The organism is Variovorax sp. YR752, from assembly GCF_943372545.1.
The window spans coordinates 33,409-56,249 of the sequence record NZ_CALRZC010000027.1; the positions used below are offsets into that span (position 1 = coordinate 33,409).

The window sequence follows — 22,841 nt, forward strand, 5'->3', positions numbered from 1 at the left end:
CCTTGTTCAAAACGGATACTGCCGCGCCGTCGTCTGCACCGTAAGCCACCGCAGCTCCGTAAACGCCTCCACCCCCGCGCGCCCCCCAAAGCGCCCATACCCCGACGCCTTCACCCCCCCAAACGGCATCTGCGCCTCGTCATGCACCGTCGGCCCGTTCACATGGCAGATCCCCGCCTCGATGCGCTGCGCCACGTTCCACGCACGCGCCACATCGCGCCCGAACACGGCGGACGACAAACCGAACTCGTTGTCGTTGGCCACTGCCACGGCCTCTTCGACGCCATTCACGCGCACGACGGCCTTCACCGGCCCGAACGATTCCTCGCGGTAGATGTCCATCGCGGGCGTCACGTGGTCGAGCACGGTGGCGGGCATCAATGTGTTCTGCGCCTTGCCGCCGCACACGAGCACGGCACCCTTGGCGAGCGCGTCGTCGATCAGCGCGTTGCAGCGCGTCACGGTGCTCATGTCGACCACCGAGCCCAGCACCACCGGGCCTTCGCGCGGATCGCCCAGCGGCAACGCCTGCGCGCGGGCGGCGAACTTCGATACGAACTCGTCGGCGACGGCGTTGTCGACGACGATGCGTTCGGTCGACATGCAGATCTGCCCCGAGTTGGCGAAGGCGCCGAAGATCGCACCGTTCACGGCCGCGTCGATGTCGGCGTCGTCGAGCACCACGAAGGGCGCCTTGCCGCCGAGTTCGAGCACGGCGGGTTTCAGGTACGTGGCGCAGGTCTGCGCGATGAGGCGGCCCACGCGCGTGGAGCCGGTGAAGTTGACGCGCCGCACCGCCGGGTGCGCGACCATGGCCTCGACCACGGCGCCCGCATCGGCCGGCGCGTTGGTGACGAAGTTGACCGTGCCCTTGGGCAGGCCAGCTTCGGCCAGCGCTTCGATGATGAGCGCATGCGTCTCGGGGCACAGCTCGGAGCCCTTGAGCACCACCGTGTTGCCGCAGGCCAGCGGCGTGGCAATGGCGCGCGTGGCCAGGATCACGGGGGCGTTCCACGGCGCGATGCCCAGCACGACGCCCGCCGCCTGCCGCACGCCCATGGCGAGGCTGCCGGGCACGTCGGACGGAATGACTTCGCCGGCGATCTGCGTGGTGAGCGACGCGGCCTCGGTGAGGATGCCGGCCGCGAGGTGCACGTTGAAACCGGCCCACAGCGCCGAGGCGCCGGTCTCGCGCGCCATGGCCTGCACGAAGGCGTCGGCGCGCGCTTCGAGCGCATGTGCGGCCTTCAGCAACAGGGCGCGGCGTTCGTTGGGACCGGTCTTCGACCAGGTGGCGAAGGCGCGTTGCGCGGCGTCGACTGCAGCGACCGCGTCGGCGGGCGTGGCCGCGGGGGCGCGCGTGGCGACGCCGCCGTCCAGCGGGTTGCGGCGCTCGAAGGTCTTGCCGCCGGTGGCGGCGCAGCGTTCGCCGTCGATGAACATGGAGATGTCGGTCATGGGTGTCCTTTGCGAAAGAAGAGGAAGAGGGGTGTTCAGGCCACGCCCAGGTAGGCCTGGCGCACGGCGTCGGAATGCAGCAGCGCCTGCGCCTCGCCCGAAGCGACCACGCGCCCGCGTTCGAGCACGTAGCCGCGGTCGGCGGCCTGCAAAGCCTTGCGCACGTTCTGTTCGACCATCAGCACGGTCACGCCCTGGTCGGCGATGCGGCGCACGATGGCGAGCAGCTCGTCGACCATGCGCGGCGCGAGGCCGAGCGAGGGCTCGTCGAGCATCAGAAGGCGCGGCCCGCTCATGAGGGCACGCGCCACCGCCACCATCTGCTGCTCGCCGCCGCTCATGGTGCCGGCGAGCTGCGTGGCGCGTTCTTTCAAGCGCGGAAAGTCGTCGAAGGCGCGGGCGAGTCGCTCGGCGCGCAGCCGTGCGGGAATGAGCCAGCCGCCGAGCTCGAGGTTCTCGGTGACGGTCATCTGCGGGAACAGCTGGCGGCCTTCGGCGACGAGTGCCAGGCCGCGCCGCACGCAGACGGTGGCGTCGGCGGACGGCAGCGCCGCACCGTCGAGCATTGCTTCGCCCGTGCGCGGCAGCAGCCCCGCGAGCGCCTTGAGCAGCGTGGTCTTGCCCGCGCCGTTGGGCCCGAGCACGACGGTGACGCCGGGCGTCACGTCGAGGTCCAGGCCCTGGATGACCTCGAAGCCGTGGTAGCCGGCCGACAGGCCGCGCACGGTCATGAATGTGCCGCTCATGCCGTGGCCTCCATCTCGTCGCCCAGGTAGGCCTCGACCACCTCGGCATTGCGCACGACCTCGGCCGGCGTGCCGTCGGCGATCGTGCGGCCCTGGTGCAGCACCAGCACGCGTTCGACGTACTTCAGCAGCGTGGTCACCGCGTGCTCGATCCACACGACGGTGAGGCCGTGGTCGTCGCGCAGGCGGCGGATGCGCCGGGCCATCGCATCGACCTCCGCTTCGGTGAGGCCGGCGGCCACTTCGTCGAGCAGCAGCACGCGCGGCCGGGTGCCGAGCGCCATGCCGATTTCCAGCAGCCGCTGCTGCGAGGGCGTGACGTCGGCGGCGATCTGCGTCGCGAGGCCGCCCAGGCCCAGCATGTCGAGGATCTCGCCTGTGCTGCCCAGGCCCGCGATGGGCGCGCGACGGCGCCCGGCGAACTGCATGCCGAAGCGCACGTTGTCTTCGAGCGTCATGTCGGCCATCACGCGCGGCGTCTGGAAGGTGCGCGCGATGCCGTGCGCGGCGTACAGGTGCGGGCCGCGCTGCGTGAGGTCGACATCGCCTTCCACCAGCAGCCGTCCCGACGTCGGCATGACCACGCCCGAAATCGCGTTGAAGAAGGTCGTCTTGCCCGCGCCGTTCGGGCCGATGATGCCGACCAGCTCGCCCGCATGCAGCGTCGCGCTCACGGCATCGACGGCCGTGAGTCCGCCGAAGCGCACCGTGAGGTCGCGGGCTTCGAGAAGAGGCGTTGCCTTCATGGCGCATGCCTCCGCAGGGCCGCCCGCTTGCGCTGCCACAGCGACGCGAGGCCGTTGGGCAGGTACATCACGCACAGGATCAGCAGCAGCCCCAGCACCATCATGTAGCCATAGGGCAGCTGCAGCCGCAGCGTCTCCGACAGCAGGCTGAACACGATGGCCGCGGCCACCGGCCCGCCGATGCTGGCGGCCCCGCCGATCATCGCGATCAGCACGGTCTGGAAGCCGATGAAGGGGCTGAACACGGCCGCCGGCTCGATGTAGGTCCAGCGCACGGCCATGGCCGCGCCGACCGCACCGGCGAAGGCGGCGGTGAGCGCGAAGCCGGCGATCTTCACGCGGCGCGTGTCCACGCCCAGCGTCTGCGCGCGCTGCTCGTCGGCGCCGATGCCGGCCAGCGCCAGGCCGAAGCGGCTGCGCTTCACGAGCAGCGCGGTGGCAATGGCCACACCCGCAATCGCCAGCACCGTGAGGTACACCGTTTCGTTCGACGGCACCACGGTCAGCACGCGGCCCACCGTACCCGAGACCTGTTTCTCGACGAAGGTGACTGCATGGCGAATCAGCTCCGTCATGCCGAAGGTCAGCACCGCGAAGTAGGTGCCGCGCAGGTGCAGCACGGCCGCGCCCATCAGCACCGCCACCGCGCTCGCGATGGCCGCGCCGCTCAGGATGACCAGCGGCCAGGGCAGCACCTCGAGCAGCGTCGCACTCGCGTACGCGCCGAGCCCGAAGAAGGCCGAGGTGGCGAGCGACAGGTAGCGCGTGGCACCGCAGAACAGCGACCAGCTCGTGGCCAGCGCGATGTACATCAGGCAGCCGAGCGCGACCGACGCGATGAACTCGCTCGCGACCCACGGCACGGCGGCCGCCAGCACGAGGCCGATGGCGAGCACCCACCAGGGCTTGTTTTGAAGGAGGGAAATCATCTTCTGGAGAACAGTCCGTTGGGCCGCCAGATCAGCGCGCCGATGAACACGGCATACGACAGCAGCATCTTGAGCGAGGGGCTCGTGTAGTACATGCCCAGCGCTTCGACCACGCCCAGCAGCAGGCCGCCGACGAGGCTGCCCGCGATGCTGCCGAAGCCGCCGAGGGTGATGACGATCAGCGCTGTCACGGTGTAGGGCTCGCCCATCGAGGGCGAGATTTCGTAGGTCATCGACAGCAGCGCACCGGCCACGCCCGACAGGCCCAGGCCGATGCCGAACATCAGCGGGTGCAGCCGCTTGGTGTTGATGCCCACGAGCTGCGCGCCGGTGGGCGACTGCATCAGCGCGCGCACCGCCTTGCCCAGCAGCGTGAGCTTGAGCAGCGCGATGAGCACGAGGCTCAGCGCCAGCGCCACGCCGAACAGCACGAGCTTGTTGGCGGTGAAGCGCATCTCGCCCAGCTGCACCGGCTCGGCCAGGTAGTCGTAGCCGCGCAGGTCGCCGCCCCACACGAGCAGGGCGGTGTTCTGCACGAAGAACATCAGGCCGAAGCCGACCATGAGGCTGCGCGCCTCGAACACATCGACGTTCGGCGCGCGCGCCGCCACCTGCCGGAAGCACAGCCAGTGCACCGCCATGCCCAGCGCCATCAGCAGCGCGAAGGCCACCGGCATGAACAGCAGCGGCGAGATGCCCAGCGCCGTGTGCGCCCACCACGTGAGAAAGGCGCCGAGCATCAGGAACTCGCCGTGCGAGATGTTCATGATGCGCATCAGCCCGTACTGCAGGTTCAGTCCGATGGCCACCAGCGCGTAGATGCCGCCCGTGATCAATCCGCCGGCCAGGAGCTCGGCCCATCCAGAGATCGACACGCTGTTATTTCCAGGCCGGTTTCGGCATCAGTTGCGCGGTGGCGCGGTCTTTGGGCCACACCACTTCGAAGTCGCTGCCCTGCCACTGCGACACGGTGCCGGGAATCGACGCGTTCTCGCTGCCCTCGAAGCGGATCGGCCCGAGGATGGTCTTGAACTCGTTCTTCGCGATCTGCTCGCGCAGCGCCTTGCGGTCGAGGCCCACTTTTTCTACCGCCTGCTGCAGGATCTGCAGGCCGGCCCACGCATGGCCGCTGGCCCAGCGGTCGGGTTCCTTGCCGAACTTCTTGGTGTGCGCATCGAAATACGCCTTGGCCTCGGGGCTGGTCTTGCCGTTCCATGAGCCCATGCCGATCACGCCCTCGGTGTTGGCGGCCATCACGTTCTTGTAGAGCTGGAAGGCGGTGCCCACCGACGCGTAGAAGTACTTCGGGTTGAAGCCCACCTCGCGCGCCTGCCGGCTCGCAAGAATGGTGTCCGGCGGGTAGGTGATGCCGATGAAGGCATCGGGGTTCAGGTCTTTCATGCTGCGCAGCACGGGCGCGAGGTCTTTCACGCCCAGCGGGTAGCTCTTGCGGTCGAGCACCTGGATCTGCGTCTTCTTCAGCGCGTTGTTCAGCGCCGCGAAATTCTCCAGGCCGAACAGGTCGTCCATGTAGACGATGGTGATCGTCTTCACGTTCTGCGCCACGAGCATGTCGACCAGCGCACCCATCATCTTGTCGGGCTGCTGCAGCAGCGAGAAGAAGAAGGGCAGGCGCATGTCGATGAGCTTGCGCGACAGGGCCGTGGGCGCGAGCAGCGGGTAGCCGAAGCGGTTGGCCAGCGGCGCGACCGCGAAGTTGGCGCCCGATCCCCAGGGCGGCAGCACGAGGTCGACCTTGTCGCTGCCCATGAGTTTTTCGAACGTGCGCACGCAGGTCTCGGTCTCGCTGCGGTCGTCGTAGCCGATCAGCTCGACGGGGCGCTTGGCGCCCTTCACCGACAGGCCGCCCGCGGCGTTGACCTGCTCGGCCCACAGCAGGTAGTTGGGCTCCTGGCTCACCTGCGCGCCCGCGGCCCAGGGGCCGGTGCGGGCGATGGCGTAGCCGATGCGAACGGGGGCGCTTTGCGCGAACAACTGCGGTGCAACGGCGGCCGCGCCCAGCGCAGTGGCCGTGCCCTGAATCCAGTGGCGGCGGGTGGGGTGAAGCATGGAGGTCTCCTTCCGGGCGTCGGTATGCGCCCGCTGACCGGGATCGTAGAAACGGACGCCTTTCGCCGCTGTGCCTGCCGCGCACAAAGCACTTGACGCAGCGTGCAGGCGCCTAGTGGTTAACCCGCAAAGGCGAGGGCCTTGCGGGCACTCCACAATGCGCGGCACCCCGGCTCCGTGCTGCAATCTTTCGTCTTCACTGCTTTCGCCCCATGACCGCGTCCCTGCTCCTGTCCACCGACGAGATCCCGCCGAAGGAGCGCGGGCCGCTGTGGTGCGAATGGGTGTGGCGCCACTTCGGCGGGCTGGGTTCGGACCTGTACGGCGACAGCGATTTCGACGGCCACCTTGCGTCGTCGCATGCGGGCGACGTGATCCTCACGCGGCTCGAGGCGAATCGCCACCGTGTGCTGCGCACGCCGCAGATGGCGCGCCTGAGCGACGCGCCGTACCTGAAGATCGTCGCGCCCTGGCAGGGCTCGGCCGAGGTCACGCAGCGCGGGCGCGCGGCGGCCGTGCGTGCGGGCGGCTGGACGCTGTACGACACCACGCTCGACTACACCGTGGCCAACCCCGAGCGCAGCGACCACCTCATCGTGATGCTGCCGAAAGACCAGATCGCCTCGCCCGCATTGCCGCTGGGCGACCTCGTCGCGCGGCGCATCGGCGGCGACAGCGGCATCTCGCGCGTGGCGCTGGAGACCATGCGCAACACCTACCTGGAGCTGCCCTACATGAGCGAAGCCGCCGCGCGCGGCGCGGGCGAGCTGCTGATCCAGCTGGTGCGCCTGTCGCTCATGGAGCTCGCGGGCCAGAGCACCGCCCAGACCCAGCGCGAGGCGCTGAAAGACCGCATCCACCGCCACGTGGCGCAGAACCTGCGCGACCCCGCGCTGTCGATCGACGGCATGGCGCTGGCGCTGCGTTGCAGCAAGCGCCTGCTGCACCAGGCCTTCGCGGGCGACGACGACACGCTCACCGGCTACATCCAGCACCAGCGGCTGGCAGCCAGCATCCGCGACCTGATTGATCCCGCGAACGCCGCGCGCTCGATCACCGACATCGCGCTGGGCGCGGGCTTCGGCAACCTCTCGCACTTCAGCCGCGTGTTCCGCGCGCACACGGGCGGCAGCCCGAGCGAGTTCAGGCGGCAGGCGATGGTGCCGCGCTGACGATGCGCGCGTGCGCAATGTGCGCCGCGTCGGCCGGCTGCAGTCCGTTGCGTCCGGTGGGGTCGTAGCGGGCCAAGGCTGCGTGGCCGTCGATGTCTTCGAGCAGATCAAGCCCGGTGCCGCGCAGCAGCGCCGCCAGCGTCTGCGGATCGAAGCCCGACAAAAACTCTTCGCCGACCGAGGCCACGTCGCTGCGCAGCTTCTGGAAGGCTTCGGTGCCGGCGGGGCCTGCGTGCAGCGCGGCCTCGTCGATGTAGGTGAAGACCAGTTCGCTTCCCGGCGCTGCGCAGGTAGCGATATCGCGCAGCGCGGCAAGGTTGGCCTCGCGCGTCAGGTACACGGTCACGCCGAGCCATGAGAAGAACGTCGGCTGCGCGTCGTTGAACGGCGAGCGCGCGAGCGCCGCACCCAGGCTTTCGGCCGATAGGTCTGCCTCGACGAAATGCACCGATGCAGAAGGCGGCACGCCGCAGGCCGCGAGGCGCTGGCGTTTCAGCGGCTGCGTGGCCGGGTGGTCGACCTCGTAGATGTCCAGGCCCTGCGCCCAGGCGGGGATGCGGCACACGAAGCTGTCGAAGCCCGCGCCGATCAGCACGTACTGCGTGATGCCACGCGCGACCGCATCCTGCAGCGCGTCTTCCGTGTAGCGCGAACGCAGGATCACGTCGGGGTAGGCGGCGTTGGCGCGCATCGCGTCGTCGAGCGCCGTCTCTGCCGTGCCCGTCGAGCCCGCATCACGCCGCGCCAGCGCGCGTTCGCGGAAGGCGGCGTGCACGGCGTCCGGCACAAGGCGCTCGCCCCACGGGTCGTCCAGCAGCGGCGCGGGCGCGCTGCGCGAATGGATGGACCGCATCAGCGCGGTGGCGAGGGCGGTGCGGCTGGCTTGCGAAGAAGGATTCAAGGGCGGGGCTCCGGTGGTGCGAGGGGTGCGAGGGGCAAGGGCGCGAAGTTTCTGTCCGCGTGAAGCGTCTGTACAGTGCATTGTTCAAAGCAATGACCTGCACCAAATGAATTCCATGGACCTGAACCTGCTGGCCGCACTCGACGCCCTGCTGAGCACCGGCAGCGTGAGCGCGGCCGCCGAGCGCATGCATCTGAGCGCGCCGGCCATGAGCCACACGCTCGCGCGCATCCGCGAGGCGCTGGGCGATCCGATCCTCGTGCGGGCCGGCCGCAAGCTGGTGCCGACGCCGCGCGCGGTGGCGCTGCGCGATCCGGTGCGCCGCCTGATCGCCGACGCGCGCCTGCTGATGCAGCCCGACGGCGGCGTGCCGCTGGCGCGTGTGACGCGCGAGTTCACGGTGCGCGCACCCGAAGGCATGGGCATCGTCTACGGCGCCACCTTGCTGGCCGCGCTGCGGCGCGACATGCCGCTGGCGCGCCTGCGCTTCGTGCCCGAAAGCGACAGCGATGCGATGGCCCTGCGCGAAGAGCGCATCGATCTCGACGTGGGCACGCTGCCCGACCGAGGGCCAGAGACACAGACCGCGCTGCTGTACGAGCAACGCATCGTCGGCGTGGTCGGGGTGGGGCACGAACTGCTCAAGGCGCGCGTCACGCCCAAGCGCCTGGCGGCCCAGCAGCATGTGGCGGTCACGCGGCGCGCCAGGTCGGTCGAGCCCCTCGACAGCCTGCTCGCGGCACAAGGCTGCGCGCGGCAGATCGCATTGACCGTGCCCAGCGCTTATGGCGCGCTGATGGCTGCCGCGCGCTCGTCGCTGGTGGCCTGCGTGCCCGAGCCGCTGGCGCGCACCGTGGCGACGAGCCTCGGCCTGGCGATGTTCAAGCTGCCGGTGGCCGTGCCGCCCGAGCAGGTGCTGCAGGCCTGGCATCCGCGCGACGAGGTCGACTCGGCGCACCGTTGTCTTCGTGAGGCGGTGGCGGCCGTGTCGAAAGATGCGCGCTTCGGTCCGCTCACGGGCCGCGACGCGCAGGCCCCGATGCGGGGGCGCGCGCTGGCCGCACACCGCGCGCTGCTTGCAGAGTTGCCATGAATGCTTAAGCAGCGGTTGTGTCGAAGTGGACATCAAACTTAAATCTTCTTGATTAACTGGCTCCGCGGCAGGCGTCGTCCGTTCAAAAAAAAAGGTGCCGTAACGCCCGCGAAGCCTCGAGAGTGACGCTTCTCGCTGGTATCTTCGTGCGCGCAATTCAGCTCCACGCCACCACGCCCGTTGTCGACGCATTGGGTACTTGCTTCACATGCCCCTTCGTCACGACCGCATCTTTCCGCGCTACGCGTTCTACTGTGTGCTGGCCGGCCTGGCCGCGATCTATGTGTTCTGCGCCATGGTGCTGGTACCGGCCAAGATCTACATCCTTCCGTACCTCATCACGCCGGACTTCGTGCGCTACAAGGGCGCGTTCTTCGTGCTGGTGCTGGCGATTCCGGCTGCGATCTATTTGATCTGCTGGAAGGGCAGTGACTTCTTCGCGTGGCTGCGCAGCCCGCAGGAGCTGACGCTGAACGCGCAGGGCCTGCAGATCGGCACGCAGACCGTCGCGTTTGCCGACGTGACGCGGCTGCGCCATCGCCACAACCGCAACCACCTGCTGCTCACCACCCGCGACGGAAAGACGCTGCGCCTGCGGCTCGACCTGTGGGACGACGCCTTCGAGCTGCTCGCCGAGGTGGAAGAAGCCGTCGGCGAGGTGCTGCGGCACGACGTCGAGCGGCGTCTGCATGCGGGCGACACCGTGCCCTTCGGCGCCCTGGCACTCAATGCGGAAGGGCTGGTGCACAAGGGCCGGCTCATCGCGTGGTCGAGCATCGACACCATCCGCACGCAGTCCGATGCCGAAGCCATGGACGTCGACGAGCACCTGGTGATCGTCGCCAACGGCAAGACCCGCAAGATCGATCGCTCGAAGATCGACAACGAGCCGGTGCTGATGAGCTGCCTCATGCAGCGCCTGCCGTCGGCCTGAGCCTTCTTCTTTTTTCTTTTCTTCAATCTCCAAAGTACAGCGATACCGCGACTCAAAAAAATGGAAATCTACAGCTCCGCCAACCAACAGGAAAAAACCCGCCAGGACCGCCCCGTCTTCTACTCCCGCACACGGCTGATCGCCGGTGCCACGCTCTGGGTGGTGGTGACGGTCGTGCTGGCCGTGCTGTGCATCCGCGCGCAGGACAAGAACATCGGCATCCTCATTGCGGCGGGCTTCGGCCTGCTGGCCGCATGGCTGGCCGTGAAGTGCATCCGCACGCTGGCCAACATCGCCACGCCTGCATTCGTCATCGGCCGCCAGGGCCTGACCTTCGAAAACGGCCTGCTGCTGCCGTGGGGCAACATCGTCGAGAACACCTGGGTCAACCAGGACTACATGGGCATTCCCATCGGCAAGCAGATCCAGATCAAGACCGATCTGCCCAAGCCGAAGGCCCGCGTGCTGCGCCGCGCGACGGCGCTGGAAATTTCGGGCGACGAGTACCTCGCCCTGTGCGACGCCTACGCGGCCTGACGAGCCACGCCGCGCCGGAGCCCCTCCGCAGGGCAGGGCGCGGCGCCTGCTGGTAGGCTGGCAGGCCTCCATCCTCCGGGCTCGCCTTCGCGGGCCTAACGCGCATGAACGCCTCTCACCGCCGGCCGGTTCCGTTGAACAAGGCCTACCGTCTTTTGAACCACGGACCCACCGTCCTCGTGAGCGCCGCGCACGATGGCCGGCGCAACATCATGGCTGCGGCCTGGGCGATGCCGCTGGATTTCGATCCGCCCAAGGTGGCGGTCGTGCTCGACAAGAGCACCTGGACGCGCGTGCTACTCGAAGGCGCGGGCACCTTCGCGCTGCAGGTGCCCACGCGCGCGCAGCTCGACCTGACCGACGCACTGGGCAACAGCTCGGGCCGCGAGATCGCTGAGCGTGACGGCAGCGACAAGTTCGCCGCCTACGGCCTTTCGACCTTCGCGGGCGAGGCCACCGGCGCGCCGCTGCTCGAAGGCTGCGCGGCCTGGCTCGAATGCCGGCTGCTGCCCGAGCCGCCGATCCAGCAACGCTACGACCTGTTCCTCGGCGAGGTGATCGCGGCGCAGGCCGACGCGCGCGTGTTCTCCGAAGGGCGCTGGCATTTCGAGGGGCATGACGACTTGCGCACGCTGCACCACGTGGCGGGCGGGCACTTCATCGTCGATGGCGAGGCGGTCGATGCGAAGGCGCTGCCGCGCGTGACACCGTAGCCTGCATGCCGGAGCTGAGCCAGGTCATCACCGTCGTCGCCTACAGCCTCATGGGGCTGCTGGTGGCCATGATGGGGTCGCTGGGCCTGGCGGCGCTGTGGACCTGGCGCGACTGGCCCGGTGCCGACCGCCTGACCGGCCTGGCCGCGCGGCTTGCGATCCTCACGTGGATGGTGGGTGGCGTGATGCTGATCGTCGGCGGGCTGGCGATGGCCGGCCTGGCGACCTGGGTCATCTTCTGGGCGTCGAAGCCGCTGCCGTCCACGGTGCTCGGCATCGGGGGGTACGTGGCCTCGCGGGCTGTGCTCGTGGTCATGGCGGTGCTGCTGGTGCGCAAGGGCGGGCTGGTCCTCGCGGCTTGGTGGGGTGCGCGCACAGAAGGCGGTGCACCCGACGAAAAATCCGGCGCTACAGCAGGAAAGGAATGAAGCGCCGCGTGCCGCGCATGTACTCGCGGTAGGCGTCGCCGAAATGCGCGAGGCATTCCTTTTCGTCGCGCAGCGCCGTCAGGAACAGGAACAGCGTGGCCGCCAGCACCAGCGCCAGCGTGAGCCAGGTGAACTGCTTGAGGAACGCGCCCCAGGCCAGCAGCATCAGCGCCGTGTACATCGGGTGGCGGATGTAGCGGAAGGCGCCGGTGGTCACCAGCGCCGAGGTCTTTTCAAAACCGTACAGCGCCGGGTCGTCGCTGCGCGCCTCGCTCGGTTTGCCGTGCGCCTTGAGCATCCGCACCGCGTGGATGGGCAGCCAGATCGACAGCGCCAGCAGCACGCAAGAAATCAGTTGCGTGGCCGAGAGCGGATCGACATGCCACACCGGCAGGTTCAGCACGATCAGCACCAGCATGCATTCCCACGCGAAGAAGCGGAAGAAGCCGTGGGAGCCGGGCTGGCTGAGCGGGCCGCGCGACACGTACAGCAGCGCGGCCGTGCCGGCGACGAAAAGAAAGAGCTGAAACCAGAGGAGCATGGCGGCCGAATTTACACGGCCCGCGTGGCTCAGCCGGAGATCGAAAACCCGCCGTCGACGGGAATGGCGGTGCCGGTCACGTAGTCGGATGCGGCGCTGGCCAGGAACACGGCGGTGCCCGCGATGTCCGAGGGCTGGCCCCAGCGGCCGGCGGCGGCGCGGGTCTTCACGCGCTCGTACAGGCCCGGAATCTGGTTGCGTGCGCCGTCGGTCAGCTCGGTCTCGAACCAGCCCGGAAGGATGGCGTTGACCTGGATCTGGTCGGCCGCCCACGAGAGCGCGGTCGACTTGGTGAGCTGCACGATGCCGGCCTTGCTTGCGGCGTAGGCCGGGGCGTAGGGCGCGCCGAAGATCGACATCATCGAGCCGATGTTGATGATCTTGCCGCCGCCCGCGGCCTTCAGGTGCGGGTGCGCGGCGCGGCTGCACAGGAAGGCGCTGGTGAGGTTGGTGTCCATCACCTGGTGCCACTCGGCCAGCGCGAGCTGGTCGACGGGCTTGCGCACCGTGGTGCCGGCGTTGTTGATGAGGATGTCGAGCCGGCCGCAGCGCGCGACGACCTCATCGAACACTTTCTGCACCGAGGCTTCGTCGGTCACGTCGAGTGCGAGCGCGAAGCTGTCGCTGCCCAGTGCCTTCAGCGATTCGACCGCGGCGGCCGACTTCTGTGCATTGCGCGCCGCGACGATGACGCGGGCGCCGGCCTTGGCCAGGCCCTGGGCCATGCCGAGGCCGATGCCGCCGTTGCCGCCGGTGACGAGCGCGACTTTTCCTGTGAGATCGAACATCAGGTGGTTTCTGCTTTCTTGGAGACGAGGGTCAGGATATCGTAGCTCGCGACCAGTTCGCCGAGCTGGTTGGTCACCTCCACGTCCCAGGCCACCACGCCCTGGCCCTGGCCGCTCGCGTCCTTCTTGTTGCGGTCGATCTTGCGCTTGCAGGTCAGGCGCGCCTGGATGGTGTCGCCGATGCCCACGGGCTTGACGAAGCGCAGCGTGTCCAGGCCGTAGTTGGCCAGCACCGGGCCGGGCGAGGGCGAGACGAACAGGCCCGCGGCCGCCGACAGCACGAAGTAGCCGTGCGCGATGCGCTTGCCGAAGGGCGAGGCCTTGGCGGCTTCTTCGTCGAAGTGCATGTAGAAGTAGTCACCCGAGATGCCGCCGAAGGCGACGATGTCGGCTTCGCCCACGGTGCGGCGGTGCGTGAGCAGCGAGTCGCCGATGCGCAGTTCTTCAAAGTAGCGACGGAAGGGATGCACCTCGCTCTCGCGCAGCGCGGCGCCGCGCACGTGTTCGCCGGTCACGGCCGCCAGCATGGTGGGCGAGCCCTGCAGGGCGGCGCGCTGCAGGTAGTGCTTCACGGCGCGCAGGCCGCCGAGCTCTTCGCCGCCGCCCGCGCGGCCCGGGCCGCCGTGCTTGAGCACTGGCAGCGGCGAGCCGTGGCCGGTCGATTCGGCGGCGGCCTCGCGGTCGAGCACCAGCAGGCGGCCGTGCCAGGCGGCAGCCACCGGAATGGCCTTGGCCGCGATGGCCGGGTCGCGCGTGACGAGCGTGCCCACGAGGCTGCCCTTGCCGCGCGCGGCCAGCGCCAGCGCTTCGTCGATGCCGTCGTAAGGCATGAGCGTGCTGACGGGGCCGAAGGCCTCGACGTCGTGCGCGGCATCGTGTTCGAGCGGCTTGCGGCTCAGGAGCAGCGTGGGCGCGAAGAACGCGCCTTCGCTCACGCCCTCGCCCACGGGCGAGAAGCCGTCGCGTTCGCCGTACACCAGCTCTGCGCCCTGCAGCAGCGTGGCGACGCGCTCGGCCACGTCGGCCTGCTGGTCGCGCGAGGCGAGGGCGCCCATGCGCACGTCTTCGCGCGACGGGTCGCCGATGACGGTCTTGGCCAGGCGGGCGCGCAGCTTTTCGGCCACGGCATCGAGGTGCTGGCGCGGCACGATCGCGCGGCGGATGGCCGTGCACTTCTGGCCGGCTTTGGTGGTCATCTCGCGCGCCACTTCCTTCACGAAGAGATCGAACTCCTCGTCGTCGGGCGTCACGTCGGGCGCGAGGATCGCGCAGTTGAGCGAGTCGGCCTCGGCATTGAAGGGAATCGACTGGCGCACCAGGTTCGCGTTCACGCGCAGCTTGGCGGCGGTGTCGGCCGAGCCGGTGAAGGTGACCACGTCGGGGCCTTCGAGGCGGTCGAGCAGGTCGCCCGTGCTGCCGATCACGAGTTGCAGGCTGCCCTCGGGCAGGATGCCCGACTGCACGATGAGCTTCATCAGCGCTTCGGTGAGGTAGCTGGTGGCCGTGGCCGGCTTGCCGATGCAGGGCATGCCCGCGAGGAAGCTGGGCGCGAACTTTTCGAGCAGGCCCCACACCGGGAAATTGAAGGCGTTGATGTGCACCGCCACGCCGCCGCGCGGCACCAGGATGTGCGTGCCCGCGAAGCCGCCCTTCTTGCCGAGCGGGAAGGCCGGGCCTTCGTGCACGAGGTTGCCCGAGGGCAGCTCGTTGGTGCCGATGCTGGCGTAGGCGCTCAGCGTGCCGGCGCCGCCCTCGATGTCGATCCAGCCGTCGGCGCGCGTGGCGCCGGTGTGGGCCGACACGGCATACAGCGCTTCCTTGTTCGCGGCGATGTACTTGGCCAGCGCCTTCAGTCGCTCGGCGCGCTGCTGGAAGTCGAGCGTCATGAGCGCGGGGATGCCGACGCGGCGCGCGTGCGCCAGCGCCTCGGCGAAGTCGATGGCCTCGGCGTGCGTGCTCGCCACGGTCTGGCCGTTGACGGCGCTGCGCAGCGATTGCGCGGCTTCCTGGCCGATCCAGCGGCCGGCGATGTAGCTTTGAAGGGTGGTCATGCGGATGTCCTTTCGAGGTGTTGCTCCTTCCCCCGCTGGGGGAAGGTTGGGATGGGGGCAAGCGGCTTTCGTTCGGCGCAGTGCGCTATCAAACGCCGCTTGCCCCCACCCCGACCCTCCCCCGGAAGGGGAGGGAGAAAAACAGGGTCATTTCTTGTTCCCGATGCCCAGGTAGGTATCGATGATTCGCTGGTCGTGCAGCAAATCGCCGGCATTGCCTTCGAGCGCCACCGCGCCCATCTCGAGCACGTAGGCGCGGTCGGCCACCTGCAGCGCGGCGCGGGCGTTCTGTTCCACCAGCAGCACCGAGACGCCGTGCTTGCGCAGCTGCGACACCACGCGCAGCACCTCGCGCACCACCAGCGGGGCGAGGCCGAGCGAGGGCTCGTCGAGCATCAGCAGGCGCGGGCGCGCCATGAGCGCGCGACCGATGGCCAGCATCTGGCGCTCGCCGCCCGAGAGCGTGGAGGCCATCTGCGGACGGCGCTCCTTCAGGCGCGGAAAGATCTCGAAGATCTCGTCCATGCGCGCGCGCTGGTCGCGCTTGCCCTTGCGCCACTGGTAGAAGCCGCCGAGCAGCAAGTTGTCTTCGACCGACATCTCGCCGAACAGCTCGCGCCGTTCGGGCACCAGTGCCACGCCGCGCGCCACCATGGTCTCGACGCCGGGGCGCGCGATGCGCTCGCCGTCGAGCGACAGCTTGCCGCTCGACACCAGCAGGCCCATGGCCGCGCACAGCAGCGTGGTCTTGCCGGCGCCGTTGGGGCCGATCACAGTGACGATCTCGCCTTCGTTCACGTGCAGGCGCACGCTGTGCACCGCCTCGACGGTGCGGTAGGCGACGCAAAAGTCTTCCAGTTGAAGAATGGGATGGCTCATCGGGCGTCTTCCAGCAGTTCATCGTCGGCGCCGCCCAGGTAGGCCTCGAGCACGCGCGGGTTGGCCTGCACTTCGGCCGGCGTGCCGGTGGCGATCACGGTGCCGAACTCGAGCACCGTGATGCGGTCGGCGAGATTCATCACGAACTCCATGTCGTGCTCCACCACGAGGATGCCCAGGCCTTCAGCGCGCAACTGGCCCAGCAGCTCGGAGAGCGCGCGCTTTTCAAGATGGCGCAGGCCGGCGGCGGGTTCGTCGAGCAGCAGCACCGAGGGCTGGCCGGCGAGCGCGCGTGCGATCTCGACCACGCGCTGCTGCCCGAGCGAGAGCGACGCGGCCGGCGTGTCGGCGTGCGCGCCGAGGCCGCAGCGCTCGATCTGCTTGCGCGCTTCGGCCATCAGCGCGGCTTCTTCGGCGCGGTCCAGCCGCAGCATCGCGGCGAGCCAGCCGCGCCTGGCGCGCAGGTGCGCACCGAGCGCCACGTTCTCGACCACGCTGCGCTGGCCCAGCAGGCGCACGTGCTGGAAGGTGCGGCCCAGGCCGCGTGCCGCGAAGGCGCGCGAGGGGCGGCCCGACATGGCATCGCCTTCGAGCCGAACCTGGCCCGAGCTGGGGTCGTCCACGCCCGAGATCATGTTGAAGAAGGTGCTCTTGCCCGCGCCGTTCGGGCCGATCAGCGCATGGATCTCGCCGGCCTTCAGCGTCATCGAGATGTCGTTGTTGGCGATGAGGCCGCCGAAGCGCTTGCTGACCGCGTCGGCCTGCAGCAGCATCGTGCCCGCCGCCGGCAGCACGCGTTGTGCAAGCTGCGCCGCCGGGGCCGTCGATGTACCGGCTGCGGGCGCCTTGGCCACCGGCCGCACCCAGCGGCTCACCAGCCGCGCCAGCGTGGGCCACAGGCCGTCGGCAAAGCGCTGCAGCACGAACAGCATCAGCAGGCCGAACACCACCACCTCGAAGTTGCCGCTGGTGCTCAGCAGCGCAGGCAGGATGTCCTGCAGCTTCTCTTTGAGCAGCGTGATCAGCGTGGCGCCGAGCACCGCGCCCCACAGGTGGCCCGCGCCGCCGACCACCGCCATGAACAGCATCTCGATGCCGATGTTGAGGTTGAAGGGCGTGGGGTTCACGAAGCGCTGCATGTGCGCGTAGAGCCAGCCCGACACGGCCGCCAGCAGTGCGGCCAGCACGAACAGCTTGATGCGGTGGCGCGCCGTGTCGACGCCCATCGACTCGGCCATGAGCCGGCCGCCCTTGAGCGCGCGGATGGCGCGGCCTTCGCGCGAGTCGAGCAGGTTGTGCAGCGCCCACAGCGCCAGCAGCAGCACGGCCCAGATCACCACGCCGAGTGCGCGCGGCGAGGCCAGCGAGATGCCCGCGACCACCAGCGGCGGCACGCCCGTGATGCCGGTCTGGCCGCCCAGGAACTCCATGTTGCCGAGCAGGAAGTACAGGCTCAGGCCCCAGGCGATGGTGCACAGCGGCAGGTAGTGGCCCGACAGCTTGAGCGTGACCGCGCCGAGCGCCCAGGCCAGCGCAAAGGTCAGCACCAGCCCGAGCAGCAGGCCGAGCCACGGCACCAGCGCCGACCCGGCCATGCCACCGAGCCAGCCCGCGGCCGTGGGCGAGGTGCAGATCCACGCGGTGGCATAGGCGCCCATGCCGACGAACGCGGCCTGGCCGAAGGAGGTCATGCCGCCGACGCCGGTCAGCATGACCAGCCCGGCGGCCACCAGCGCGTACAGGCCGATGTTGCTGAGCACCGCGACCGTGAAGTCGGGCAGCCAGCCCCAGGCCAGCGCGAGCGCGACGATGCACGCCAGCGTGAGCGTGCGCGGCGTGACCAGCGGACGGCCCGCGTGGGCCGTGGTGGAAGAGGTGGTGGGCGACGCGCTCATTCCTCGTCCTCCACGTGGTGGCTGCGCAGCGAACGCCACCACAGCACCGGGATGATCAACGTGAACACCAGCACTTCCTTGTAGGCACTGGCCCAGAACGAAGAAAAGGCTTCCAGCAGGCCGACCAGCAGCGCGCCCGCGAGCGCCAGCGGGTAGCTCGCGAGCCCGCCGACGATGGCGGCCACGAAGCCCTTCAGGCCGATGAGAAAACCGGTGTCGTAGTAGACCGTGGTGATCGGTGCGATCAGCAGGCCCGACACCGCGCCGATGAGCGCCGCGAGCGCAAAGCTCAGGTCGCCCGACAGCTCGGTGGGAATGCCCGAGAGCCGTGCGCCCACGCGGTTGATGGCGGTGGCGCGCAGCGCCTTGCCGACCATGGAGCGGCCGAAGAACCAGAACATCGCAATCACCAGCAGCAGCGTGACGCCGACCACCACGATCGACTGGCCGCTCACGGGGATGCCGCCGATGTCGAAGCGCACGTCGGAGAACGGCGTGGTGCGCGAGCCCTCGGCACCGAAGAAGAACAGGCCCAGGCCGACCAGCACGCCGTGCAGCGCGACCGAGACGATCAGCAGCATCAGCACCGTGGCGTCGGCCAGCGGACGGTACGCCAGGCGATAGAGCAGCGGCCCCAGCGGCGCGATCAGCACCAGCGTGGTGATGGCCTGCATCGTCATCGACGTGGGCTTGAGGCCCAGCACCAGCACCGCGGCAACGGCCGGGAAGGCGACACACCACGTGAAGGCCGAGCGCCAGTCGATCGTTGCGCCGCGCTTCCAGCGCCACAGCTCCACGACGAGCGCCATGGCGCCCAGCGCCACCAGCAGCCACAGCGTGGCCGGCGTGCGCCCGCCCTGCAGCGCCGCCATCGACAGCGCACCGAAGGCGACGAACTCGCCCTGCGGAATGAAGATCACGCGCGTGACCGAAAACACCAGCACCAGCGCGAGCGCCATCAGTCCGTAGACCGCGCCGTTCACGATGCCGTCCTGCCCGAGCAACAGGGCAATCTGCAAGTCCATATGAAAACCTTCGGGCGGGGCCCGTGTGTCGAGTCAGTGTCTGCGGCAGGCGGCGTCGGTCGCGCGCGCTGCTGTCCGTCTGCGTCTGCGTTTGCATTGCTCCTTCCCCCTCTGGGGGAAGGTTGGGATGGGGGCAGCCACTGCGTTCAAGGCTGCGCGGCATTCAAAGCCGTCGTGCCCCCACCCCGGCCCTCCCCCAGCGGGGGAGGGAGCAAGTCAGAGAACGCTCAGGGCTGGTATTTCCAGGCGCCGTTTTCGATCTTCACCATCACACGCGCGCGCTGGTCCAGGCCCAGGTGGTCCTTCTCGGTCATGTTGAACACGCCATGCGCGCCCGACACGTCCTTGGTCTGCTCGAGCGCATCGCGCAGGGCGGCGCGGAACTCGGGCGTGCCCGGCTGAGCCTTCTTCAGCGCGACCGGCACGGCCGAGCTCATCAACAGGCCCGCGTCCCAGGCGTGCGCGCCGAAGGTCGAGACCGTGCCCTTGCCGTAGGCGGCTTCATAGGCGGCGACGTAGGCGAGCGCAGACTTCTTCACCGGGTTGCTGGCGGGCAGCTGGTCGGCCACGAGCACCGGGCCGGCCGGCAGGAAGGTGCCGTCGACGTCCTTGCCACCCACGCGCAGGAAGTCGGCATTGGCCACGCCGTGCGTCTGGTACATCTTGCCGGTGTAGCCGCGCTCCTTGAGCGTCTTCTGCGGCAGCGCGGCCGGCGTGCCGGAGCCGGCGACCAGCACCGCGTCGGGCTTGGCGGACATGAGCTTCAGCGCCTGGCCGGTGACCGAGGTGTCGGAGCGCGCATAGCGCTCGTTGGCCACGATCTTGATCTTCTTCAGCTCGGCGGCTTTGGCAAATTCCTGCGACCAGCCTTCGCCGTACGCGTCGGAGAAACCGATGAAGCCGACCGTCTTCACGCCGTTGGCGGCCATGTGCTCGGCGATGGCCAGCGACATCATGATGTCGTTCTGCGGCGTCTTGAAGACCCACTTCTTCTTGGCGTCCATCGGCTCGATGATGCGGGCCGAAGCGGCCACCGAGATCATCGGCGTCTGCGCTTCGCTGGCCACGTCGATCATCGCGAGCGAGGCCGGCGTGGTGGTCGAGCCCAGGATCACGTCGACCTTGTTCTCGGCGATCAGCTTGCGCGTGTTGTTCACGGCGGCCGTGGTGTCGGAGGCATCGTCCAGCACGATGTAGTTGATCTTCTGCCCGCCGATGGTCTTGGGCATCAGCGAGATGGTGTTCTTCTCGGGGATGCCGAGCGACGCCGCCGGCCCGGTGGCCGAGATGGTCACGCCGACGTTGACGTCGGCCCAGGCCGAGAGGGCCGTGGCGCACAGGGCGGCGATCAGCAGGGGCTTGAAGAATGTCATGGTTGGTTTGTCTCCGGGTTGGTAGGGGAAAGGCCGAGGGAAAAGGCTGCGTTCAACGCTCGTCGAAAGACAGCGTGACGCGTTCGGTCAGGGGGTGGGCCTGGCAGGTCAGCACGAATCCCGCGGCCACTTCATTCTTGTCGAGCGCAAAGTTTCTTTCCATGCGGACTTCCCCGTCCACGCACTTCGCGCGGCAGGTGCCGCACACGCCCGAGGTGCACGAGAACGGCACTTCGAGCCCGGCCGCCGACGCCGCATCGAGGATGCTGGGCTGGCCCTCGGTGTAGGTGATTTCGCGCTGCAGGCCGTCGCGCACGATGGTCACGCGCGCCTGCTTGGCATCGCCCGGCTGCGCCTCGTGCACCACCGCGCCGACCTGGGCGGCCGAGGTGGCCGAGGGCAGCGCAACGCCGAAGCGCTCGATGTGGATGCGGTCTTCAGGCACGCCCGCGGCGAGCAGCGCGGCCTCGGCCTCGTCGTTCATCTGGAACGGGCCGCACACGTACACCTGGTCGATCTGCGCGGCGGGCACCACCGAGGCCAGGAACTCGCCGATCTTTTCGCGGTTCATCACGCCGAAGCCCAGCGGCGAATCGGTGTGCTCGTCGGAGAACACATGCTGCAGCACGAGGCGCGTCATGTAGCGGTTCTTCAGGTCCTCGATCTCTTCCTTGAACATCGTGGACTGCAGCTGGCGGTTGCCGTAGATCAGCGTGAAGCGGCTCATCGGCTCGCGCGCCAGCACGGTCTTCATGATCGACAGGATCGGCGTGATGCCGCTGCCGCCCGCAATGCCCACATGGTGCCGCGCGGCCTCGGGCTCGAGGGGCACGAAGAAGCGGCCTTGCGGCGCCATCACCTGCAGGCTGTCGCCGGGTTGCAGGTGCGCGTTGATCCAGTTGGAGAACACGCCGCCGCGCACCTTGCGCACGCCGACGCGCAACTCGCCGTCGTCGATGCCGGCGCAGATCGAATAGGAGCGGCGCAGGTCCTGGCCGTCGATGTCATGGCGCAGCGTGAGGTACTGGCCTTGCGTGAAGCCGAAGACTTGCTGCAGGTCGGCCGGCACCTCGAACGAGACGATGACGGCCTCGTGCGTGTCGGGCTCGATGGCCTTCACGCGCAGGGGGTGGAAGAGGGTGCTCATCGTGGGCGTGCCTCAAATAGGCTTGAAATGTTCGAAGGGTTCGCGGCAGGCCATGCAGCGGTACAGGGCCTTGCACGCGGTCGAGCCGAAGGCCGAGAGCCGCTCGGTGCGCTCGCTCGCGCAGCGCGGGCAGGCGATGCGCTCGCCGGCCATGCGGCCGAAGAGCTTGATCGGCACGGCGGTGGTGGAGGCCTGCTCGGGCGTGAGGTGCGCGGGCGGCGCGATGCCGTAGGCCTTGAGCTTGTCGCGGCCTTCGTCGCTGATCCAGTCGCTGGTCCAGGCGGGGGCGCGGCGCAAGGTGGCGCGGGCGCGGCCCAGGCCGGCCTGTTCGATGGCGGCCAGCACATCGTGCTCGATGGCTTCGGTGGCGGGACAGCCGGAGTAGGTCGGCGTGAGCACGACCTCGAGGCCGTCGTCGTGCTCGATCACCTCGCGCACGATGCCCAGGTCACAGACCGACACGGCCGGCACCTCGGGGTCGGGCACGGTGTGCAGTACGGCCCATGCCGCATCGACACGCGATGCCAACACGTTCGTGGTCACCACACGCCTCCGGGGAAGCTGCGCTGCAGGTGCTGCATCTCGGCCAGGATGTAGCCCATGTGCTCGCTGTGCACGCCGTGCTTGCCGGTGCTGCGGAAGGCGGCTTCCTTCGGCATGGCGAGGCCGGCCGCGTCGAGCACCTGCTGCATGTCGGCAAGCCAGGGCTCGCGCAGCTCGCTCCATGCGGGGCCGAGGCCGCTGGCGCTGGCTTGCGCGTCGACGTCGTCGCTTTCGAACAGCTCGGGCACGTAGAGCCACAGCTGCTTGAGCGCCTTCTCGGTGCGGCGGCGCGATTCGTCGGTGCCGTCGCCCAGGCGCACGACCCAGTCGGCCGAGTGCTGCTGGTGGTAGCGCGCTTCCTTCAGCGCCTTGCCGGCGATGGCGGCCACTTCGGCGTCGCTCGACGCGGCCAGGCGTTGCCACAGCAGCTTGAGCAATGTGGCGACCATGGTGTTGCGCAGCACGGCAAAAGCGAAGTCGCCGCGCGGCAGCTCGACCAGCGTGAGGTTGAAGTAGTCGCGTTCGTCGCGCAGGTAGGCGAGCTGGTCTTCGTCGTGCGCGCGGTCAGCGCCTTCGAGCTTGCCGGCGTGCGTGAGCACCGCGCGGGCCTGGCCGACGAGGTCGAGCGCGATGTTGGCCATCGCGATGTCTTCTTCGAGCACCGGTGCGTGGCCGCACCATTCGCCCAGGCGCTGCGCGAGCACGAGGCAGGTGTCGCCGATGCGCAGCAGGTAGTGCACGGCGGGCGTGCGGTTCAGTTCGATCGAGGCTTGCATGTCAGTGGCTCTGTCTTGCTCCCTCTCCCCTTGGGGAGAGGGCTGGGGTGAGGGCATGGGCGGTGGATAAAGCCTGTCGGTGGCGACGGCCGGCGG

23 protein-coding genes are annotated in these 22,841 nt (G+C 69.0%); 6 read left to right on the forward strand and 17 right to left on the reverse strand.

From position 1 onward, the window contains the following. Positions 1-6 precede the first annotated feature (6 nt). From AAG801_RS09195 to AAG801_RS09220, 6 genes are read right to left on the reverse strand one after another with little or no spacing between them, the layout of a single operon-like run. Positions 7-1,458 carry an aldehyde dehydrogenase gene (locus tag AAG801_RS09195; RefSeq protein ID WP_341888129.1) on the reverse strand — a complete coding sequence of 484 codons (1,452 nt, stop codon included), beginning with the start codon at positions 1,456-1,458 and terminating at the stop codon, positions 7-9. A gap of 35 nt (positions 1,459-1,493) precedes the next feature. Then, a complete protein-coding gene (locus AAG801_RS09200; protein ID WP_192195258.1) occupies positions 1,494-2,204 on the reverse strand; it encodes an ABC transporter ATP-binding protein in 711 nt (236 codons plus the stop codon). After that, positions 2,201-2,950 carry an ABC transporter ATP-binding protein gene (locus AAG801_RS09205; RefSeq protein WP_341888130.1) on the reverse strand — a complete coding sequence of 250 codons (750 nt, stop codon included), beginning with the start codon at positions 2,948-2,950 and terminating at the stop codon, positions 2,201-2,203. Before AAG801_RS09205 ends, AAG801_RS09200 begins: the two co-directional genes overlap by 4 nt. Then, on the reverse strand, positions 2,947-3,879 hold the full coding sequence (locus tag AAG801_RS09210; RefSeq protein ID WP_341888131.1) for a branched-chain amino acid ABC transporter permease: 933 nt from the start codon (positions 3,877-3,879) through the stop codon (positions 2,947-2,949). Before AAG801_RS09210 ends, AAG801_RS09205 begins: the two co-directional genes overlap by 4 nt. Then, complete coding sequence (locus tag AAG801_RS09215) at positions 3,876-4,754, reverse strand: branched-chain amino acid ABC transporter permease (protein ID WP_341888132.1); 879 nt, start codon at positions 4,752-4,754, stop codon at positions 3,876-3,878. The genes AAG801_RS09210 and AAG801_RS09215 overlap by 4 nt, the downstream gene beginning before the upstream one ends. Positions 4,755-4,758: 4 nt before the next feature. Beyond that, positions 4,759-5,949, reverse strand: coding sequence for an amino acid ABC transporter substrate-binding protein (locus AAG801_RS09220; protein ID WP_192195262.1), 1,191 nt, complete (start codon positions 5,947-5,949; stop codon positions 4,759-4,761). A 212-nt stretch (positions 5,950-6,161) separates the two neighbouring features. Between AAG801_RS09220 and AAG801_RS09225 the strand changes: the two genes are divergently transcribed. After that, on the forward strand, positions 6,162-7,121 hold the full coding sequence (locus AAG801_RS09225) for a helix-turn-helix domain-containing protein (RefSeq protein WP_159278229.1): 960 nt from the start codon (positions 6,162-6,164) through the stop codon (positions 7,119-7,121). On the opposite strand, the gene AAG801_RS09230 is transcribed toward AAG801_RS09225, so the two are convergent. Next, complete coding sequence (locus tag AAG801_RS09230; protein ID WP_341888133.1) at positions 7,093-8,022, reverse strand: SAM-dependent methyltransferase; 930 nt, start codon at positions 8,020-8,022, stop codon at positions 7,093-7,095. The genes AAG801_RS09225 and AAG801_RS09230 overlap by 29 nt on opposite strands. A 115-nt stretch (positions 8,023-8,137) precedes the next feature. Between AAG801_RS09230 and AAG801_RS09235 the strand changes: the two genes are divergently transcribed. The 5 genes from AAG801_RS09235 (at position 8,138) to AAG801_RS09255 (ending at position 11,727) form a co-directional block, all read left to right on the forward strand. Beyond that, the gene (locus AAG801_RS09235; RefSeq protein ID WP_341888134.1) at positions 8,138-9,115 is read left to right on the forward strand and encodes a LysR family transcriptional regulator; all 978 of its coding nucleotides are present in this window, start codon (positions 8,138-8,140) and stop codon (positions 9,113-9,115) included. Between the two features lie 208 nt (positions 9,116-9,323). Next, positions 9,324-10,049: a hypothetical protein gene (locus AAG801_RS09240; RefSeq protein WP_341888135.1), complete on the forward strand. Its 726-nt coding sequence runs from the start codon at positions 9,324-9,326 to the stop codon at positions 10,047-10,049. Between the two features lie 60 nt (positions 10,050-10,109). Continuing rightward, complete coding sequence (locus AAG801_RS09245) at positions 10,110-10,586, forward strand: hypothetical protein (protein WP_101493116.1); 477 nt, start codon at positions 10,110-10,112, stop codon at positions 10,584-10,586. A gap of 104 nt (positions 10,587-10,690) precedes the next feature. After that, positions 10,691-11,299, forward strand: coding sequence for a flavin reductase family protein (locus AAG801_RS09250; protein WP_341888136.1), 609 nt, complete (start codon positions 10,691-10,693; stop codon positions 11,297-11,299). A 5-nt stretch (positions 11,300-11,304) separates the two neighbouring features. Next, positions 11,305-11,727 (forward strand): hypothetical protein, encoded by a 423-nt coding sequence (locus tag AAG801_RS09255; RefSeq protein WP_341888137.1) that lies wholly within the window; start codon positions 11,305-11,307, stop codon positions 11,725-11,727. On the opposite strand, the gene AAG801_RS09260 is transcribed toward AAG801_RS09255, so the two are convergent. The 10 genes from AAG801_RS09260 to paaC all read right to left on the reverse strand — a co-directional run bounded on the left by AAG801_RS09260 (position 11,708) and on the right by paaC (position 22,745). Further along, positions 11,708-12,268: an isoprenylcysteine carboxylmethyltransferase family protein gene (locus AAG801_RS09260; RefSeq protein WP_341888138.1), complete on the reverse strand. Its 561-nt coding sequence runs from the start codon at positions 12,266-12,268 to the stop codon at positions 11,708-11,710. The genes AAG801_RS09255 and AAG801_RS09260 overlap by 20 nt on opposite strands. 29 nt (positions 12,269-12,297) lie before the next feature. Further along, positions 12,298-13,056 (reverse strand): glucose 1-dehydrogenase, encoded by a 759-nt coding sequence (locus AAG801_RS09265; RefSeq protein ID WP_341888139.1) that lies wholly within the window; start codon positions 13,054-13,056, stop codon positions 12,298-12,300. Then, positions 13,056-15,107, reverse strand: coding sequence for a phenylacetic acid degradation bifunctional protein PaaZ (paaZ, locus tag AAG801_RS09270; RefSeq protein WP_341888140.1), 2,052 nt, complete (start codon positions 15,105-15,107; stop codon positions 13,056-13,058). Before paaZ ends, AAG801_RS09265 begins: the two co-directional genes overlap by 1 nt. Positions 15,108-15,254: 147 nt before the next feature. Further along, positions 15,255-15,986, reverse strand: coding sequence for an ABC transporter ATP-binding protein (locus AAG801_RS09275; RefSeq protein WP_099795392.1), 732 nt, complete (start codon positions 15,984-15,986; stop codon positions 15,255-15,257). Next, the gene (locus AAG801_RS09280; protein WP_341888141.1) at positions 15,983-17,881 is read right to left on the reverse strand and encodes a branched-chain amino acid ABC transporter ATP-binding protein/permease; all 1,899 of its coding nucleotides are present in this window, start codon (positions 17,879-17,881) and stop codon (positions 15,983-15,985) included. Before AAG801_RS09280 ends, AAG801_RS09275 begins: the two co-directional genes overlap by 4 nt. Further along, positions 17,878-18,906 carry a branched-chain amino acid ABC transporter permease gene (locus tag AAG801_RS09285; protein WP_192195273.1) on the reverse strand — a complete coding sequence of 343 codons (1,029 nt, stop codon included), beginning with the start codon at positions 18,904-18,906 and terminating at the stop codon, positions 17,878-17,880. The genes AAG801_RS09280 and AAG801_RS09285 overlap by 4 nt, the downstream gene beginning before the upstream one ends. Positions 18,907-19,133: 227 nt before the next feature. Further along, positions 19,134-20,279, reverse strand: coding sequence for an ABC transporter substrate-binding protein (locus tag AAG801_RS09290; RefSeq protein WP_319359449.1), 1,146 nt, complete (start codon positions 20,277-20,279; stop codon positions 19,134-19,136). Between the two features lie 52 nt (positions 20,280-20,331). Next, positions 20,332-21,426 carry a 1,2-phenylacetyl-CoA epoxidase subunit PaaE gene (paaE, locus tag AAG801_RS09295; protein ID WP_341888142.1) on the reverse strand — a complete coding sequence of 365 codons (1,095 nt, stop codon included), beginning with the start codon at positions 21,424-21,426 and terminating at the stop codon, positions 20,332-20,334. Positions 21,427-21,438: 12 nt separating this feature from the next. Next, positions 21,439-21,969, reverse strand: coding sequence for a 1,2-phenylacetyl-CoA epoxidase subunit PaaD (paaD, locus tag AAG801_RS09300; protein ID WP_341888143.1), 531 nt, complete (start codon positions 21,967-21,969; stop codon positions 21,439-21,441). Continuing rightward, complete coding sequence (gene paaC / locus AAG801_RS09305) at positions 21,966-22,745, reverse strand: 1,2-phenylacetyl-CoA epoxidase subunit PaaC (RefSeq protein WP_101493128.1); 780 nt, start codon at positions 22,743-22,745, stop codon at positions 21,966-21,968. Before paaC ends, paaD begins: the two co-directional genes overlap by 4 nt. Positions 22,746-22,841 lie beyond the last annotated feature (96 nt).

Excerpts from the sequence above, each read along its gene's own strand:
- AAG801_RS09195 (WP_341888129.1), bottom strand. The coding sequence starts at position 1,458 with ATGACCGACATCTCCATGTTCATCGACGGCGAACGCTGCGCCGCCACC.
- AAG801_RS09200 (WP_192195258.1), bottom strand. The coding sequence starts at position 2,204 with ATGAGCGGCACATTCATGACCGTGCGCGGCCTGTCGGCCGGCTACCAC.
- AAG801_RS09205 (WP_341888130.1), bottom strand. The coding sequence starts at position 2,950 with ATGAAGGCAACGCCTCTTCTCGAAGCCCGCGACCTCACGGTGCGCTTC.
- AAG801_RS09210 (WP_341888131.1), bottom strand. The coding sequence starts at position 3,879 with ATGATTTCCCTCCTTCAAAACAAGCCCTGGTGGGTGCTCGCCATCGGC.
- AAG801_RS09220 (WP_192195262.1), bottom strand. The coding sequence starts at position 5,949 with ATGCTTCACCCCACCCGCCGCCACTGGATTCAGGGCACGGCCACTGCG.
- AAG801_RS09225 (WP_159278229.1), top strand. The coding sequence starts at position 6,162 with ATGACCGCGTCCCTGCTCCTGTCCACCGACGAGATCCCGCCGAAGGAG.
- AAG801_RS09235 (WP_341888134.1), top strand. The coding sequence starts at position 8,138 with ATGGACCTGAACCTGCTGGCCGCACTCGACGCCCTGCTGAGCACCGGC.
- AAG801_RS09240 (WP_341888135.1), top strand. The coding sequence starts at position 9,324 with ATGCCCCTTCGTCACGACCGCATCTTTCCGCGCTACGCGTTCTACTGT.
- AAG801_RS09245 (WP_101493116.1), top strand. The coding sequence starts at position 10,110 with ATGGAAATCTACAGCTCCGCCAACCAACAGGAAAAAACCCGCCAGGAC.
- AAG801_RS09250 (WP_341888136.1), top strand. The coding sequence starts at position 10,691 with ATGAACGCCTCTCACCGCCGGCCGGTTCCGTTGAACAAGGCCTACCGT.
- AAG801_RS09255 (WP_341888137.1), top strand. The coding sequence starts at position 11,305 with ATGCCGGAGCTGAGCCAGGTCATCACCGTCGTCGCCTACAGCCTCATG.
- AAG801_RS09260 (WP_341888138.1), bottom strand. The coding sequence starts at position 12,268 with ATGCTCCTCTGGTTTCAGCTCTTTCTTTTCGTCGCCGGCACGGCCGCG.
- AAG801_RS09265 (WP_341888139.1), bottom strand. The coding sequence starts at position 13,056 with ATGTTCGATCTCACAGGAAAAGTCGCGCTCGTCACCGGCGGCAACGGC.
- paaZ (WP_341888140.1), bottom strand. The coding sequence starts at position 15,107 with ATGACCACCCTTCAAAGCTACATCGCCGGCCGCTGGATCGGCCAGGAA.
- AAG801_RS09275 (WP_099795392.1), bottom strand. The coding sequence starts at position 15,986 with ATGAGCCATCCCATTCTTCAACTGGAAGACTTTTGCGTCGCCTACCGC.
- AAG801_RS09280 (WP_341888141.1), bottom strand. The coding sequence starts at position 17,881 with ATGAGCGCGTCGCCCACCACCTCTTCCACCACGGCCCACGCGGGCCGT.
- AAG801_RS09285 (WP_192195273.1), bottom strand. The coding sequence starts at position 18,906 with ATGGACTTGCAGATTGCCCTGTTGCTCGGGCAGGACGGCATCGTGAAC.
- AAG801_RS09290 (WP_319359449.1), bottom strand. The coding sequence starts at position 20,279 with ATGACATTCTTCAAGCCCCTGCTGATCGCCGCCCTGTGCGCCACGGCC.
- paaE (WP_341888142.1), bottom strand. The coding sequence starts at position 21,426 with ATGAGCACCCTCTTCCACCCCCTGCGCGTGAAGGCCATCGAGCCCGAC.
- paaC (WP_101493128.1), bottom strand. The coding sequence starts at position 22,745 with ATGCAAGCCTCGATCGAACTGAACCGCACGCCCGCCGTGCACTACCTG.